At 74.9% G+C, this 15,179-nt stretch carries 15 protein-coding genes; 6 read left to right on the top strand and 9 right to left on the bottom strand.

The annotated features are described in order from the left end of the window. Positions 1-29: 29 nt before the first annotated feature. Positions 30-1,043: an aldo/keto reductase family protein gene (locus AC060K_RS21320; RefSeq protein WP_483767287.1), complete on the bottom strand. Its 1,014-nt coding sequence runs from the start codon at positions 1,041-1,043 to the stop codon at positions 30-32. Positions 1,044-1,150: 107 nt separating this feature from the next. After that, on the bottom strand, positions 1,151-1,897 hold the full coding sequence (gene yczE / locus AC060K_RS21315; RefSeq protein ID WP_483767286.1) for a membrane protein YczE: 747 nt from the start codon (positions 1,895-1,897) through the stop codon (positions 1,151-1,153). Between the two features lie 61 nt (positions 1,898-1,958). On the opposite strand from yczE, the gene AC060K_RS21310 reads away from it, so the two are divergent. Next, positions 1,959-3,572 (top strand): aminotransferase-like domain-containing protein, encoded by a 1,614-nt coding sequence (locus AC060K_RS21310; protein WP_483767285.1) that lies wholly within the window; start codon positions 1,959-1,961, stop codon positions 3,570-3,572. Positions 3,573-3,579: 7 nt separating this feature from the next. Here AC060K_RS21310 and AC060K_RS21305 read toward each other — a convergent pair whose 3' ends face one another. Further along, positions 3,580-4,104, bottom strand: a complete 525-nt coding sequence (locus AC060K_RS21305; RefSeq protein WP_483767284.1) for a GNAT family N-acetyltransferase — start codon at positions 4,102-4,104, stop codon at positions 3,580-3,582. A 40-nt stretch (positions 4,105-4,144) separates the two neighbouring features. Between AC060K_RS21305 and AC060K_RS21300 the strand changes: the two genes are divergently transcribed. Continuing rightward, a complete protein-coding gene (locus tag AC060K_RS21300; protein ID WP_483767283.1) occupies positions 4,145-4,903 on the top strand; it encodes a VOC family protein in 759 nt (252 codons plus the stop codon). A 50-nt stretch (positions 4,904-4,953) separates the two neighbouring features. Here the strand turns inward: AC060K_RS21300 and AC060K_RS21295 are convergent, their stop codons facing one another. Genes AC060K_RS21295 through AC060K_RS21280 form a run of 4 tightly spaced genes read right to left on the bottom strand, consistent with a single transcriptional unit; the run spans position 4,954 to position 7,044 of the window. Continuing rightward, on the bottom strand, positions 4,954-5,163 hold the full coding sequence (locus tag AC060K_RS21295) for a hypothetical protein (protein WP_483767282.1): 210 nt from the start codon (positions 5,161-5,163) through the stop codon (positions 4,954-4,956). Beyond that, entirely contained in the window at positions 5,160-6,245 is a 1,086-nt protein-coding gene (locus tag AC060K_RS21290) for a quinone-dependent dihydroorotate dehydrogenase (RefSeq protein WP_483767281.1), read from the bottom strand. The genes AC060K_RS21295 and AC060K_RS21290 overlap by 4 nt, the downstream gene beginning before the upstream one ends. Next, complete coding sequence (locus AC060K_RS21285) at positions 6,242-6,709, bottom strand: hypothetical protein (RefSeq protein WP_483767280.1); 468 nt, start codon at positions 6,707-6,709, stop codon at positions 6,242-6,244. Before AC060K_RS21285 ends, AC060K_RS21290 begins: the two co-directional genes overlap by 4 nt. Further along, positions 6,685-7,044 (bottom strand): hypothetical protein, encoded by a 360-nt coding sequence (locus tag AC060K_RS21280; protein WP_483767279.1) that lies wholly within the window; start codon positions 7,042-7,044, stop codon positions 6,685-6,687. Before AC060K_RS21280 ends, AC060K_RS21285 begins: the two co-directional genes overlap by 25 nt. Positions 7,045-7,153: 109 nt before the next feature. Between AC060K_RS21280 and AC060K_RS21275 the strand changes: the two genes are divergently transcribed. Beyond that, complete coding sequence (locus AC060K_RS21275; RefSeq protein WP_483767278.1) at positions 7,154-8,665, top strand: leucyl aminopeptidase; 1,512 nt, start codon at positions 7,154-7,156, stop codon at positions 8,663-8,665. A 51-nt stretch (positions 8,666-8,716) separates the two neighbouring features. On the opposite strand, the gene AC060K_RS21270 is transcribed toward AC060K_RS21275, so the two are convergent. Next, positions 8,717-9,067, bottom strand: coding sequence for an oxidoreductase (locus AC060K_RS21270; RefSeq protein WP_483767277.1), 351 nt, complete (start codon positions 9,065-9,067; stop codon positions 8,717-8,719). A gap of 210 nt (positions 9,068-9,277) precedes the next feature. Between AC060K_RS21270 and lpdA the strand changes: the two genes are divergently transcribed. From lpdA to AC060K_RS21255, 3 genes are all read left to right on the top strand, one after another. Beyond that, positions 9,278-10,681, top strand: a complete 1,404-nt coding sequence (lpdA, locus tag AC060K_RS21265; RefSeq protein WP_483767276.1) for a dihydrolipoyl dehydrogenase — start codon at positions 9,278-9,280, stop codon at positions 10,679-10,681. A gap of 29 nt (positions 10,682-10,710) precedes the next feature. After that, a complete protein-coding gene (sucB, locus tag AC060K_RS21260; protein ID WP_483767275.1) occupies positions 10,711-12,537 on the top strand; it encodes a 2-oxoglutarate dehydrogenase, E2 component, dihydrolipoamide succinyltransferase in 1,827 nt (608 codons plus the stop codon). Positions 12,538-12,629: 92 nt separating this feature from the next. Next, positions 12,630-13,601 (top strand): TIGR01777 family oxidoreductase, encoded by a 972-nt coding sequence (locus AC060K_RS21255; protein ID WP_483767274.1) that lies wholly within the window; start codon positions 12,630-12,632, stop codon positions 13,599-13,601. A 10-nt stretch (positions 13,602-13,611) separates the two neighbouring features. On the opposite strand, the gene AC060K_RS21250 is transcribed toward AC060K_RS21255, so the two are convergent. Continuing rightward, positions 13,612-15,129: a hypothetical protein gene (locus tag AC060K_RS21250; RefSeq protein ID WP_483767273.1), complete on the bottom strand. Its 1,518-nt coding sequence runs from the start codon at positions 15,127-15,129 to the stop codon at positions 13,612-13,614. Between the last annotated feature and the right edge of the window lie 50 nt (positions 15,130-15,179).

Below are 15,179 nucleotides of genomic sequence, written 5' to 3'. Positions count from 1 at the left end.
CCACAGCCATACCCACAGCGAACGTCAGGTCAGGCGACGCGGGCCTTCGGCGCGCCCTCGGCCGTCTTGGCGGGGTCGCGCTCGACCACGCCGCCGAGCACCTCGTCGATCTTTGCCATGAGCTCCGCCGGGATGACCACGCCGGACGCCTTGACGTTCTCCGCGACCTGCTCCGGGCGCGACGCGCCGACGAGCGCCGCCGCGACGTTCTCGTTCTGCAGCACCCAGGCGATCGACAGCTGGGCCATCGACAGGTCCAGCTCGGCCGCGATCGGCTTGAGCTGCTGCACCGCGGTGAGCACCTCGTCGGTCATGAAGCGCTGGATGAACCGGGCGCCGCCGTTCTCGTCCGTCGCGCGCGACCCCTCGGGCGCGGGCCGGCCCGGCAGGTACTTGCCGGAGAGCACGCCCTGCGCCATGGGCGACCAGACGATCTGGGACACGCCGAGCTCCTTCGAGGCCGGGATCACCTCGTCCTCGATGACGCGCCACAGCATCGAGTACTGGGGCTGCGAGGAGATGAGCTGGAAGCCCAGGTCCTTCGCGAGGGCGTGGCCCGCGCGGAGCTGGTCGGCCGTCCACTCGCTCACGCCGATGTAGAGGGCCTTGCCCTGGCGCACGATGTCGGCGAACGCCTGCATCGTCTCCTCGAGCGGGGTCTCCGTGTCGTAGCGGTGGGCCTGGTACAGGTCGACGTAGTCGGTCCCGAGGCGCGTCAGCGAGCCGTTGATCGACTCCATGATGTGCTTGCGCGACAGGCCGGTGTCGTTGGGGCCGCCGGGGCCGGTCGGCCAGTAGACCTTGGTGAAGATCTCCAGCGACTCGCGCCGCTGACCCTTCAGGGCGTCGCCGAGCACCTGCTCGGCCTTGGTGTTCGCGTAGACGTCCGCCGTGTCGAAGGACGAGATGCCGGCGTCGAGGGCGGCGTGGACGCACGCCGTCGCCACGTCGTTCTCCACCTGCGAGCCGTGGGTGAGCCAGTTGCCGTAGGTGATCTCCGAGATCTTGAGACCACTGTTTCCGAGGTACCGGTAGTTGGGCATGAACACACCCTACGACGCCGGATCGAAACGAATCGAACCGTCTCGGAGGCCTTCGCCACCGCCTCGCCAGGGCCGGCGGCGGTCCGCCGCCGGCCACGGGCGCCGGGCTAGCGGCGGACCGCCGCCAGGCCCTGCGGCGCGACGAACCGCACAGCCGCCTGCACCACCACGCCGACGCCCAGGGCGTACACCACCGTGGCCCAGCCGAACGTTCCGCCGAGCGCCAGACCGGCCAGCACCACGGCCACCTCGATGGCCGTCTTGACCACACGGACCGGCCAGCCCGTCCGGGCGACGATCCCCGTCATCAGGCCGTCGCGCGGGCCGGGGCCCAGGCGCACGCCGATGTACGCGGCCGTCGCCACGCCGTTGAGCACCACGCCACCGAGGGCGAGGGCCACCGCCACGGCGATCCCGGGCTCGGGCGCCACGGCCCGCACCACCATCAGGGCGGGGTCCACCGCGAGGCTGATCACCACCACGTTCGCCACCGTCCCGATGCCGGGCCGCTGCCGCAGCGGGATCCAGGCCAGCAGCACCAGGACGCTCGCCGCCGCGACCACCACGCCGAACGGCAGGCCCGTGCTCCGGACCACGCCCTGGTGCAGCACGTCCCACGGCATGCCGCCCTGGCCGGCGTGCAGCAGCATCGCCATGGAGAGGGAATAGCCGAGGAGGCCGACGACCAGCTGGACGCCACGACGCACCGGCGACATCCGAGGGACCGTCGCCGCGAGCGGCACGGCCGCGGGGGGCGCCGGGGCGGGCGCCACAGCACCCGGGGCGGACGCCGGGGCGGGTGCCGCGGTCGGCTGGTCGTCGTCGAGGGCTGGTGTGCTGGCAAGGTCGGTCATGGCCCCACCCTCCCCCGCCATTGGCCTTGCTATCCATAGCCAATCCGAGCACAGTGGCCCCATGGCCACCCGAACCGCCACCGACACGGTGCTGCGCCACCTCTCTCCCGCGGGCGCCACCCGCCTCCTCGCGGGGTGGCACGCGGGCGGCCCCGCGTACGTCGCCCTCGCCGACGCGCTGCGTGCGGCGGTCCTCGCCGGCACGCTCGCACCGCTGACCCGGCTCCCGAGCGAGCGCGAGCTGGCGGCGGCCCTCGGCGTCTCGCGCACCACGACCGCAGCCGCCTACGCCCGCCTGCGTGAGCTCGGCTTCGCGGTGAGCCGGGTGGGGTCCGGCACGGTGGCGGTCCTGCCCCGCGGTGGCTTCCGGACGCTCGCCCCGCGCCCCGTCGCGGGCGACGCGCCCGCCCAGGACCCCCCGGGGGCGCCGTCGGGCAGCCTGCTCGACGCCCGGCTCACCACGTCGCCCGACGGCGTCCGCCCGCCCCGGGCGGCCGGCGCACCCACGGAGCCGCCCGCCGAGGCGACGCCCCTCGCCTCAGGCTCCCTCGCCGGGTCCGGGGCCGCGAGCCCCACCAGCCTCGTCGACCTTCTCGACCTCGCCCAGGCCACGCCCGCCGCCCCGCCGGCCCTGCACCACGCGTTCGCCCGCGCCCTGGAGGCGCTGCCCGCGTACCTCGGGACGGGCGGGTATGCGCACTTCGGGATCGAGCCGCTGCGCGAGGCCATCGCCGCGCGGTACCGCGAGCGCGGCGTACCGACCACGTCGGACCAGATCCTTGTCACGACCGGCGCCCAGCAGGCGATCACCCTGGTGGCGCAGACGTTCCTGGGGCAGCGTGACCCCGCGGTGGTCGAGTCGCCCACCTACTACCACGCGATGGAGGCGCTGCGGCGAGCCGGCGGCCGTCTCGTCGGGGCACGGGCGGGCGACGTCGAACAGCTCGAGTCCGCGATCCGGCAGACCCGGCCGCGGCTCGTCTACCTGGTCCCCGACTTCCACAACCCCACCGGCGCGTCGCTCGACGTGGAGCGTCGCGCGGCCGTGCGCGCCCTCGCCGACCGGTACGGCGTCACCGTGGTGGGCGACGAGACGCTCACCGAGCTCGCGCTGGACCCGGAGGCGGAGATCACCGACCCGTTCGCCGGCGCGGGAACGTCGCCCCACCTCGTGACCGTCGGCTCGGCGTCGAAGACGTTCTGGGGCGGTCTCCGGGTGGGCTGGGTCCGGGCCGACGTGCAGGTGGTCGCCCGGCTCGCGCGCACCCGGCAGTCCATGGACATCGCCACGGCGGTGCTGGAGCAGCTCGCGGTGACCGAGCTGCTCGGGCGCCGGGCCGAGGTGCTGCCCGGGCGCCTGGCCGGGCTGCGCGAACGCCGTGACACCACCCTCGCCCTGCTCCACGACGCCCTCCCCGGGTGGCGCGTGCCGGTTCCGCCCGGCGGGCTCTGCCTGTGGGTGGACCTCGGCCTGCCCGTGGCGCAGGCCTTCACCGCCGCGGCCGCCGCGGAGGGCGTCCTCGTCAACGCCGGACCGGTCTTCACGCCCGACGGGTCCGCGCGCGACCACGTGCGCCTCACCTACACGCGCACCCGCGAGGACCTGGCGCTCGCCGTCCCCGCGCTGGCGCGTGCCTGGGAACGGGTCGGCGGGCCTGGTGCGTCGGGCCGGTAGCTACCGGTCACATGGGCGCGCGCTCGACCCAGTACCGGCGCACGCGCCCCACCGCCGTGCGCCGCACGTCCTCCAGGACGCCGCCGTTGCGTTCGATCGCCCGCGCCGAGCCGGTGTTCCGGGCGGCGCAGGTCACGAGCACGCGCCGCAACCCGCGGGCCTGCGCCTCGTCGAGGGCCGCTCCCAGCGCCCAGGTCGCCACACCGCGTCGTCGGGCCGAGGGGCGCACGCTGTAGCCCACGTGGCCCCCCGTGTCGAGGAGGAAGGCGTCGAGGTGGTGCCGGAGCTCGACGGCGCCGAGGTAGGTGTCGCCGTCGGCCACCCACCAGTAGGTGGTGGGCGTCTCGTCGTCCGGGGCTGCCGGGCCGGCCGCCTGCAGCCGGGCCACCCAGGTCGCGAAGCCGGACTCGGTGCCGACGTCGTCGCCGCTGCGGAGCCCGGCACCGTCCATGTGCGCGCCGGGCTCCGACTCGGCCTGCGCCTCGAGCCAGGATCCGCGCAGGCTGACAGTCGGGGCGACGAGCTGGGGCATGCGGCGACGGTACCTGACCCCGGCAGCCTAAGGTGGCGGGATGACCCTGGACGACGTCGTAGCCTCCGCCCGGATGGTCCCCCTGCTCCCCTGCGGGGACGTCGACGAGCTCGCCGCCTTCTGGCAGGACCTGGGCCTCACGCTCACCTACCGGCAGACCCGGCCCAACCCGCACGTCGCCCTCGAGCGGGGCACGATCGCCCTGCACTACTACGGCATGCCTGACTGGGACCCGGCGCAGAGCCACTCCACGTGCGTGATCGTCGTCGCCGACACCGAGCCGCTCTACGAGCTCTTCGCCACGGGCCTGCGGGCGCGCCACGGGAAGGTGCCCGTCTCGGGGCTCCCTCGCCTGACCCGGCCGCGGCGCCGGGCGAACAACGGCGGTCTCTCGGGGTTCAGCCTCGTGGACCCCGCGGGCAACTGGGTGCGGATCAGCCGCGCCCCCGACCCGGCCGACGGCGCCCCGGTCACCTCGAGCGGGAACGCCACCGCTCCCTGGACCGCGTCCGACGGCGGCCCGGTCGCCCGTGCGCTCGACAACGCGGTCGTGCTCGCCGACTCGCACGGGGACGAGGCGCAGGCCCTCAAGGTCCTCGCGGGCGCCCTGCGCCGCACGGCCGACGCGCCGGTCGCCGAGCGGGTGCCGGCTCTCGCGTTCCTCGTCGAGCTGGCGGTACGCCTCGAGGACGCCGCCACGGAGGCCGGGGCCCGTGACCAGCTGGAGACCCTGGCGGCGTCGGACCTGAGCGACGCGGACCGGACGACGGTCACGGCGGCCCTGGCCGAGCTCGCCTGACCGGCAGGTCGTCGGACGCACGGGCACGGAGCCGGCGGGCGAGGTCGCGGCTACGGGATCCGGAGCTCGACCGGCGGGGCGGCCTGGTTCCCGTCGTGCAGCAGGCGGGCCACCACGGCACCCGCGTCGGCGAGCGCCCGCCAGTGCTCGCCCAGCCACTGCTCGGCGTCGTACTGCGCCGTGAACACGGGGGTCACGGGCTCGGGCAGGCGACGCCCCTCGGCGTCGTCCAGGGCCCACTCCCACTGCGGGCGGATCATTCGTGCCTCCCGCTGGCCGCGGACCCGGCGGACCGGGTCAGCGCGCGGTTGATGCGCGCCGCCCAGAAGGGGCCCTCGTAGATGAACGACGTGTACCCCTGCGTGAGGTCGGCACCCGCACGCAGGTAGGCGCGGACGTCGTCGGCCGTGGTGATGCCGCCCACGCCGATGATGACGGCGCCCTCGCCGAGCCGTGCGCGCAGCCGCGACACGACGGCCAGGCCGCGTGCCCGCAGCACGGGGCCGGAGAGCCCGCCCGGTCCGCGGTCATGGCCGATCGTCGTGTTCACCGCGACCACGCCGTCGAGCCCGAGCTCGCGCGCCAGGTCGGCGACCTCGTCGACGTCCGCGTCGGCCAGGTCGGGGGCGATCTTGACGAGCAGCGGGGTGCGGCGGCCGCCGTGGGCGACCCCGGTGGCGTCGTCGGCCGCAGCGCGGACCGCCTCGAGGATGGGCCGCAGCGACGACGTGGCCTGGAGGTCGCGCAGGCCGGGGGTGTTCGGGGACGAGACGTTCACGACCAGGTAGTCGGCCCAGGGGGCCAGCAGCCGGGCCGACGCCGCGTAGTCGGCGGGAGCGTCCTCGGCGGGCGTCGCCTTGGTCTTGCCGATATTGGCGCCGACGACGACCGCCCGGCCCGCCGCCGTGGTGCGCAGCGCGCGCAGCCGCTCGGCCGCCACCTCCGCGCCCTCGTTGTTGAAGCCCATGCGGTTCCGCACGCCACGCACGTCGAGCTCGCGCCACATGCGGGGCTTCTCGTTGCCGGGCTGCGCGTGGGCCGTGACCGTGCCGATCTCCACGAAGCCGAAGCCGAGCATCGTCAGGCCGCGAACGGCACGGGCGTTCTTGTCGAACCCGCCCGCCAGCCCGAACGGGGCCGGCACCACACGTCCGAAGACCCGGACGGACCCGGGACCCCCGATGCCGGCACCGAGGTAGGGAGCGAGTGCGCCCTGCACCACGTCGCGCACCACAGGGATCCCGCCGACACGCTCGATGAGGCCGAACGCCAGCTCGTGCGCCTGCTCAGGGTCCATCCGCTTGAAGACCGCGCTGAACAGCAGGGAGTACGGCAGGGTCACACTGCCTCCTTCGCATCGGGGAACGCGTCGGCGTTCCGGGGGCGCGTGCGCCGCAGCCACCACAGGCCCACGAACGGCAGGACGAGGGGGACATACCCGTAGCCCTGACCGTACCCGGACCACACGGTGGACTCGCCGAACGCGGCCGGGTCCAGCAGGGACAGCGTGCCCACCGCCACGACGCCCACGGCCTCGACGCTGACAGCGGCCCACGCGACGGCACGCCAGGAGCCGCGGCCCCCGAGCGCGAGGGCGACCGTCGCCAGGATGTAGACGAGAGCCGCGAGGGTCGAGAGCGAGTACGCGACCGGCGCCTCGGCAAACTTGGTCACGAGCTCGTACGTGGACCGGCCCGTCGCGGCGAAGGCGAGGATGCCGTAGACCGTCACGAGGACACGGCCCAGGCCGCGTCCCGTCCGGCCGGAGTGCTGCTCCACCGTCACGCTCCACTCCAGATCTGCCACAGGCGCCACTCGAGGAACGCCACGGTCACACCGGCGACAGCGAGCACGACCGAGCTCCAGCGGGTCCGTTCGGCGAACGCCCAGAGCGCCGCGACCGGGAGGATCACCAGCGTGGTCGCCAGGTAGCCCCAGAACAGGAGCGGGTCTCCCGCACCCTGCCCCCGGGCGCCGGCCACCGCGGCGATCACGGCCTGGACCAGCACGAGGGCCTCGATCACGGCCCCGCCCCAGAGCTGGTTGAGGATGACCGCGCGGTCGCGGACCACGAACCAGACGGCCCATCCGGTGAGGGCCACGCACAGCGCGACCACGAGGAGGAGTAGGGGAAGGACCACGTCCGCAGACTACCGCCCGGGCCCCTCCGGGCCGGAATCGGCGTGGTCCCGGGCGCCGTGACGTCCGTCGCCACCGACCCGACAGGTGCCGCGGGATAGCATCGCTCTCGTGACCGACGTGACCCTCTCCAGCAAGAATCCCACCACCGTCCGGGCCGACGTGCTCGTGGTCGCGACGGCGCAGACGTCCGACGGCGTCGCGATCGTCGCGGACCAGCTGCCCACCGATCTCGTGACCGAGCTCGAGTCGCTCGCCCCGCAGCTGGGCATCACCGGCGCGCGCGACGAGGTGCGCAAGCTGCCCGCCGGCACGAGCGTCAAGGCCGGCGTGCTCGTGCTGACGGGCCTCGGCGAGCGTGCCGAGGACGGCACGTTCGACCCCGAGACCCTGCGCCGCGCCGCCGGGGCCGCCACCCGCGAGCTCGGCGGGCTGGACCTGGCGGTCCTCGCGCTCCCCGCCGCGGACGAGGACGAGCTGGCCGCGGTGGTCGAGGGCGCCCTCCTCGGCGCCTACGCGTTCACCCGCTACCGCACCACCGGCAAGGACGACGCGAAGAACGCCCCCAAGGCGCCGGTCACCGCGCTCGAGGTCGTGACGCCGCTGACCCGGTCGGCGCGGGCCAAGGCCGCCGTCGAGCGGGCGTCGGTCCTGGCCGCCGCCGTGCACGGCGTGCGCGACCTGGTGAACACCGCCCCGAACGACCTGTTCCCCGCCGCGTTCGCCGACGCCGCCAAGGCCGCCGTCAAGGACCTCGGCGCCCGCGGCGTCAAGGTCACCGTGCTGGACGACAAGCAGCTCGCGGCCGGCGGCTACGGCGGCCTGACCGCCGTGGGCCAGGGCTCGGCCCGCGGCCCCCGCCTGGTCAAGGTCGCCTACGCGCCGGCCAAGCCGACCTCCAAGGTCGCGCTCGTGGGCAAGGGCATCACCTTCGACACCGGCGGCATCTCCATCAAGCCGGCAGCCGGCATGGACGCCATGAAGTCGGACATGGCCGGCGCCGCCGCCGTGCTGCACACGGTGCTCGCCGCCGCCCGCCTGGGCCTGCCGGTCGCGGTGACCGGCTACCTGTGCCTCGCCGAGAACATGCCCAGCGGCACCGCGACGCGGCCCGGCGACGTCATCACGATCTTCGGCGGCAAGACCGTCGAGGTGCTGAACACCGACGCCGAGGGGCGCCTGGTCATGGCCGACGGCCTCGTCTCCGCCGTCGAGGACGGCCACGACGTGGTGCTCGACATCGCCACGCTCACCGGCGCCCAGATGGTGGCGCTCGGCAACCGCACCTCCGCCGTGATGGGGAGCGAGGACGTGCGCGACGCCGTCAAGGCGGCAGCCGACGCGACGGGCGAGCTGTTCTGGCCCATGCCGCTGCCGGAGGAGCTCGCGGGCGGGCTCAAGTCCAAGGTCGCCGACATCGCCAACGTGGGCGAGCGCTGGGGCGGCATGCTGGCCGCCGGCGTCTTCCTCCGCACGTTCGTGGGCTCCACCCCGTGGGCGCACCTCGACATCGCGGGCCCCGCGTACAACGAGAAGGGCGCGCACGGCTACACCCCGGCCGGCGGTACCGGCGTGGGCGTGCGGACCATGCTCGGCTTCCTCGAGGCCAAGGCCGGCGCCTGAGCGTCCCCGAGGGAGTGCCTCCGTCCGGACGGAGGCACTCCCTCGGCGGGATCAGTCCTTCTTGCGCTGTGCGCTGGTCCAGTCGCGCATCCGCTGCGGGTAGCCCGTGAAGCGCACGTTGTAGACGGGGACGCCGAGGGCGTGGCCCAAGTCGAACGCGGCGCGCTCGTCCGGGACACGGCGCCGCGTCCACTCCCCCGACGTCGCGATCAGCAGCAGCGTGGCCGGCATCTGCGAGTGAGCGGGCTCGACGTACGCCTCGACCCCCGTCCGCGTCGCGACGAACTCGCGCAGGTGCGCCTCGGTCTCGCGCCGCGAGTCGGACGTCGACGCGGGGCGCGGCGCGTCCGGCGAGCGTCGCTGGAAGAAGCGCGCGAGCGAGTACCTGGCCTGGCGGGGCATGTCGGAAGACTACCCGCGGCGTCTGACAGAACGCCGAGCGTCGTGATATTCGTCACGCGCGGGAGCGGTTGTCCTCTTCATCACAGCGCCCGGAAGGCTCCTGCGATTGGGGACAGGCCTCCTGAGGTGTCAAGATGGCATGCGGTGCTCGGCGCACGTACCCACGCTGCCCGGGCAACTCGCACGCGGACGAGGACGAGGAGCTGCTAGGTGCCGACGACGGTACAGGCCGGGACGGCCGACGCCACCACCTTCGACGTCGTCGTGCTCGGTGGTGGCAGCGGCGGGTACTCGACCGCGCTCCGCGCCGCGCAGCTGGGCCTCACGGTGGCCCTCGTCGAGGAGAGCCGTCTGGGCGGCACCTGCCTGCACCAGGGCTGCATCCCCACCAAGGCGCTGCTGCACGCGGCCGAGGTGGCCGAGGCCGCCCGCGAGAGCGAGCGCTTCGGCGTCCGGGCCACGCTCGACGGCATCGACATGCCGGCGGTCAACGCCTACAAGGACTCCGTCGTGGACGGCCTGTACAAGGGACTCCAGGGCCTCGTGGCCTCCCGCAAGGTGACGCTGGTCGAGGGGCACGGCGTGCTCGTCGCGCCCGACGCCGTCGAGGTGTCCGGCACCCGGTACACCGGGCGGCACGTGGTCCTGGCCACCGGCTCGTACCCGCGCACGCTCCCCGGTCTGGAGATCGGCGGCCCCGTCGTCACGTCGGACCAGGCGCTCCGGCTCGGCCACGTGCCGTCGTCGGTCGTGGTCCTGGGCGGCGGCGTCATCGGCGTCGAGTTCGCGAGCGTCTGGCGGTCCTTCGGGGCCGACGTCCACGTCGTCGAGGCGCTGCCCCACCTCGTCCCGAACGAGGACGTCGCGCTCTCCAAGGCCCTCGAGCGCGCCTTCCGCAAGCGTGGCATCACGTTCACGCTCGGTGACCGCTTCGCCCACGTGAAGCAGGACGACTCCGGCGTGCACGTCTCCCTGGAGTCCGGCGCCACGTTCGACGCCGAGCTGCTGCTCGTCGCCGTCGGGCGCGGACCTCGCACGGCCGGGATCGGCCTGGAGGAGCAGGGCGTCCGGCTCGACCGCGGCTTCGTCGTCACCGACGAGCGGCTGCACACCGGCGTGGGCAACGTGTGGGCCGTGGGCGACATCGTCCCCGGCCTCCAGCTGGCGCACCGCGGCTTCGCCCAGGGCATCCAGGTGGCCGAGCGCATCGCAGGCCTCGACCCGGCACCGCTCGACGAGGCCACCGTCCCGCGCGTCACCTACTGCGAGCCGGAGGTCGCGTCCGTGGGCATCACGGAGGCCCGCGCGCAGGAGCTGTACGGTGCGGACGGTGTGGAGACCCTCGAGTACAACCTCGCCGGCAACGGGAAGAGCAAGATCCTGGGCACCCAGGGTTTCGCCAAGCTCGTGCGCCGCAAGGACGGCCCGGTGGTCGGCGTGCACCTGATCGGCTCGCGCGTGGGCGAGCTGATCGGCGAGGGCCAGCTGATCGTGGGCTGGGAGGCGTTCCCCGAGGACGTCGCCTCGCTCGTCCACGCACATCCCACCCAGAACGAGGCACTCGGAGAGGCGCACATGGCTCTGGCCGGCAGCCCTCTGCACGCCCACAACTGACCCTAACGACAAAGGAGACCCCGCAGGTCATGTCTGAGAACGTGCAGCTGCCGGCCCTCGGCGAGTCCGTCACCGAGGGCACTGTCACCCGTTGGCTCAAGCAGGTCGGCGACACCGTCGCCGTGGACGAGCCCCTGCTCGAGGTGTCCACCGACAAGGTCGACACCGAGATCCCGTCGCCCATCGCGGGCGTCCTCGAGCAGATCCTCGTCGAGGAGGACGAGACCGTCGAGGTCGGCGCCACCCTCGCCGTCATCGGCAGCGGCGCCGGCGCGTCGGCCCCTGCCCCCGCCGAGCCCGAGCCCGCCGCTCAGCCCGCCGCCGAGGCGCCCGCCCCGGCCGCCGAGCCGGAGCAGGAGCCCGCCCCGGCCCCGGCCCCGGCCGAGCAGCCCGCCGCCGAGCCTGCCCCCGCGGTGGAGTCCGGTTCCGGCGAGGGTACCGAGGTGAAGCTCCCCGCCCTGGGCGAGTCCGTCACCGAGGGCACCGTCACCCGCTGGCTCAAGGCCGTGGGCGACGACGTCGCCGTGGACGAGCCCCTGCTCGAGGTGTCCACCGACAAGGTCGACACCGAGATCCCGTCGCCTGTCGCGGGCACCCTGCAGGAGATCCGCGTCCAGGAGGACGAGACGGTCGCCGTCGGCGCCGTCCTCGCCGTCGTCGGCTCCGGTGCGGCGGCCCCCGCCGCTCCGGCGGCTCCGGCGGCTCCGTCCGCCCCCGCGGAGGCCCCGGCCGAGAAGGCTCCCGAGCCGGTCGCCGAGGAGAAGCCCGAGCCCGTCGAGGCTCCCGCCCCGGCTCCCGTCGGCCCGCCGGAGCCGGCCCCGGCGCCCGCTCCGGCCCAGGCTGCGCCTGCCGCCGCCCCGGCCCCCGCTCCCGCTGCCGCCCCGGCTGCTCCCGCGGCACCCGCCGCGTCCGACGCCGGCCGCTCGGGTGGCACCTACCTGACGCCGCTGGTCCGGAAGCTCGCCGCCGAGAAGGGCGTCGACCTGGCCACGGTCACCGGCACCGGCGTGGGCGGGCGCATCCGCAAGGAGGACGTCCTCGCGGCCGCCGAGGCCAAGGCCGCCCCTGCCGCGAGCGGTTCGCCCGCGAAGGCTCCGGCGTCGGCCCCCGCGACCAAGCTCGAGGTGTCGCCGCTGCGCGGGACCACCGAGAAGATGTCGCGCCTGCGCAAGATCGTCGCCGAGCGCATGGTCGAGGCCCTGCACACGCAGGCCCAGCTCACCACCGTGGTCGAGGTGGACGTCACCAAGGTGGCCAAGCTCCGCGCCAAGGCCAAGGAGTCGTTCAAGGCCCGCGAGGGTGCCAACCTCACCTTCCTGCCCTTCTACACGCTGGCCGCCGTCGAGGCGCTCAAGGCGTTCCCGAAGATCAACGCGAGCATCGACCCCGAGAAGGGCGAGATCACCTACCACGGCTCCGAGAACGTGGGCATCGCCGTCGACACCGAGCGCGGCCTGGTGGTCCCGGTCATCAAGAACGCCGGCGACCTCAACCTGGCGGGCATCGCGCGCCAGATCCAGGACTTGGCCGGCCGCACGCGGGACAACAAGGTGGGCCCGGACGAGCTGTCGGGCGGCACCTTCACGATCACGAACACCGGCTCGGGCGGCGCGCTCATCGACACGCCGATCGTTCCGGGCGGCCAGGTCGCGATCCTGGGCACGGGCACCATCACGAAGAAGCCGGTCGTCGTCACGAGCCCGGACGGCGAGGAGACCATCGCGATCCACTCGATGGCGTACCTGTTCCTCTCGTACGACCACCGCCTGGTCGACGGCGCCGACGCCGCCCGCTTCCTCACGGCCGTCAAGGCCCGCATCGAGGAGGGCGCGTTCGAGTCCGAGGTCGGTCTCTGACCTCCGGCTCCTGAGGTGTCAGAAGCTCCCCGGCGTATTCGCCGGGGAGCTTCTGACACCTTCGGGGTGTGGCGGGCAGGTACGTTCGACCCATGGACGTGGTCGTCGCGGGGTCGCACGGTTTCATCGGGTCCGCCCTCGTGGCGGACCTTCTCGCGCGCGGGCACGGGGTGCGCCGCCTGGTCCGTCCGGGCAGCGCTGCCCGACGGCGGCCCTCCGCACCTCCCGCTGCGGGGCCACCGGCGCCGGCGACCGCGGCCGGCTCGGCGGCGGTCCCGCGCGGGACCGCCGTGGACCTCCCCTGGGACCCGTACGCGGGCGACCTCTCCCCCTCGGCGCTCGAGGGGGCCGGCGCCGTCGTCAACCTTGCCGGCGCCGGGATCGGGGACCACCGCTGGACCCCCGCCTACCGGCGCGAGATCCTGCGGTCCCGGGTGGCGACCACCGGTCTGCTCGCCCGCACGCTGGCAACGCTCGACGCGCCTGGCGTGCTGGTCCAGTCCACGGGCATCGGCGCCTACGGGAACCGGGGCGACGAGCAGCTCACGGAGGCCTCCTCGTTCGGCGACGACTTCCTCGCCGGCGTGGTGCAGGCGTGGGAGGCTGCGGCGGAGCCCGCCGCGGAGGCCGGCGTCCGGGTGGCCCACCTGCGGAGCGGCATCGTGCTCGCGCCTCGGGGCGGCGCGCTCGGGCGGCTGCTGCCGCTGATCCGGCTCGGGCTCGGTGGTCCGCTGGGTCATGGCCGCCAGTGGTGGCCGTGGATCACGCTGCCCGACGAGCTCTCCGTCTTCCGGTACGCCATCGAGAACCCCCTGTCAGGGCCGGTGAACACCGTGGCACCGGACCAGGCGACCAACGCGCAGGTGGTACGAGCCCTCGCGCGTGCGCTGCACCGCCCGGCCGTGCTCCCGGTCCCGCGCCTCGCGCTGTGGGTGGCGGTGGGCGAGTTCGCCGACGACCTGCTCCGGTCCCAGCGTGCGGTACCCGCCGTCCTCCAGGCAGCCGGGTTCCGCTGGGAGCACCCGACGCTCGAGTCGGCAGCGCGCTGGGTCGCCGAGGGCTGAGCCGTCACCCTCAGGAGACCGCCGCCACCCGCCAGCCCGACGACGTCCACGCGAGCGTGAGGGTGGCGGTCCGCACGCCGGACCCGGGCACGGCGGTCTCCGCCCCGTCCGCCGCCACCTGGGTGTGCGCGCCGACGACGTAGCTCACCCGTACCGTCGCCCCGCTCGCCGTCCCTGCCTCGTCAGGGGCCGGCTCACCGACCGCCTCCGCCGACACCACCTCGACCGCGGCACCCACGACCCGGGTGCCGCGGGTCCTGAGATCGGCGAGCAGGGCCACGTCCGCGGCGTGAGCGGCCGAGCCGGGCACGTGCACGTGTGCCGCGTCGCCCTGCCCGCCCGCCACGAGCGCGATCCGCCGCCGGGTCAGCTCCGTCGCGGCGGCCTGAGGGTCGGCCGGGTCCAGCGTCGCGTCACCCGCCGGCGTCGGGCCTCCTGCCGGCGTCGGGCCCTCTGCCGGCGTCAGGCCGCCTGCCGGCGTCGGGCCGCCTGCCGGCACGGTGGGCACCGGCCCGCCGTCCGCCGGGTCCTGCGGGTGCGGCGACGCGGCCGCGGGCCCCGGCCCCGCGGCGACGTCGGGCAGCCCGAGGCCGGGAGCCGCCGCCGAGGTGAGCGCGCCCGCGCCGAGGCCCGAGACGAGGCCCATCACCGCGGCGACCACCGCGAGGGCCGTGCCACGCGAGGCCCTGCGGCGAGCACGGGACGGGCGCGCAGCGGTGCTCGGCCCCGACGCCCGTCCGGCGGGGGCGTCCGACCGGGCCGAGACCCGCGCCGCCGCTGTCCGCCGGCTCCCGCTGCCCGCTGAGAGAGGCAGGACGGCCCTTCTCCGCGTCGCCCAGGACCTGCCCTGCCGAGGAGGAGCCACCACCGGCTGCTGCCCCGTCAGCGCGACGCACACGAGCGCCGACGGTTCTGGGACGCGCACCGGCTCGGGAGCCACAGCCTGGTGCACCCGTGCGGCGAGGGTGCCTGCCTCCGGCCGGTCGCGGGGGTCGCGGGCAGCCGCCCGCGCGAGCTCCCCCTCGAGCCCTGCGGAGCCGCCGGCCAGGACGAGGCCTCCGACCAGGCGGGCGAGGGAGCGGACGTCGTCGGCAGGCGCAGCCGCGGTGCCGTCCGGGGGGACCAGCCGGGGACGGAGGAAGGCGGAGCCGTCAGGACGCAGCAGCACGTCCTCGGCCTGGACCGTGCCCTGCGTCAGGCCCGCGGAGTGCAGGGCAGCGAGCGCCTGCGCGACCGCGACCAGCACGCCCGATGCCTCGGCGGGCGTGAGCGGCCCCCGCGCCGCCAGGGCGGTGGGCAGGTCGGTCGCGTCGGGACGAGCGATCCGGACCTCGAGCGCCCCGGGCCCGTGCGGCACGACGGCAGCCACCGTCGCGAGGCTCGGGTGCTCCAGCGTGCGGAGCGTCTCGAGCCGGTGTACGAGCGCGTCCCGCTCGACGGCCTGGGCCGGGATGACGACGCGGACCAGCTCGGACGGGATCGTGGGGATGCTCGGCGCGGGCCGGGCGTCGGGTTCGGTCGGGTGCACGAGTCCATCCCACCCTGCGCGGACCGATCCCGCTCGCGGTCATCCACAGG

Source organism: Antribacter sp. NEAU-D49 (assembly GCF_057158775.1).
Note: the sequence above shows the minus strand (reverse complement) of the source record. Positions and strands in the feature narration are given on the sequence as shown.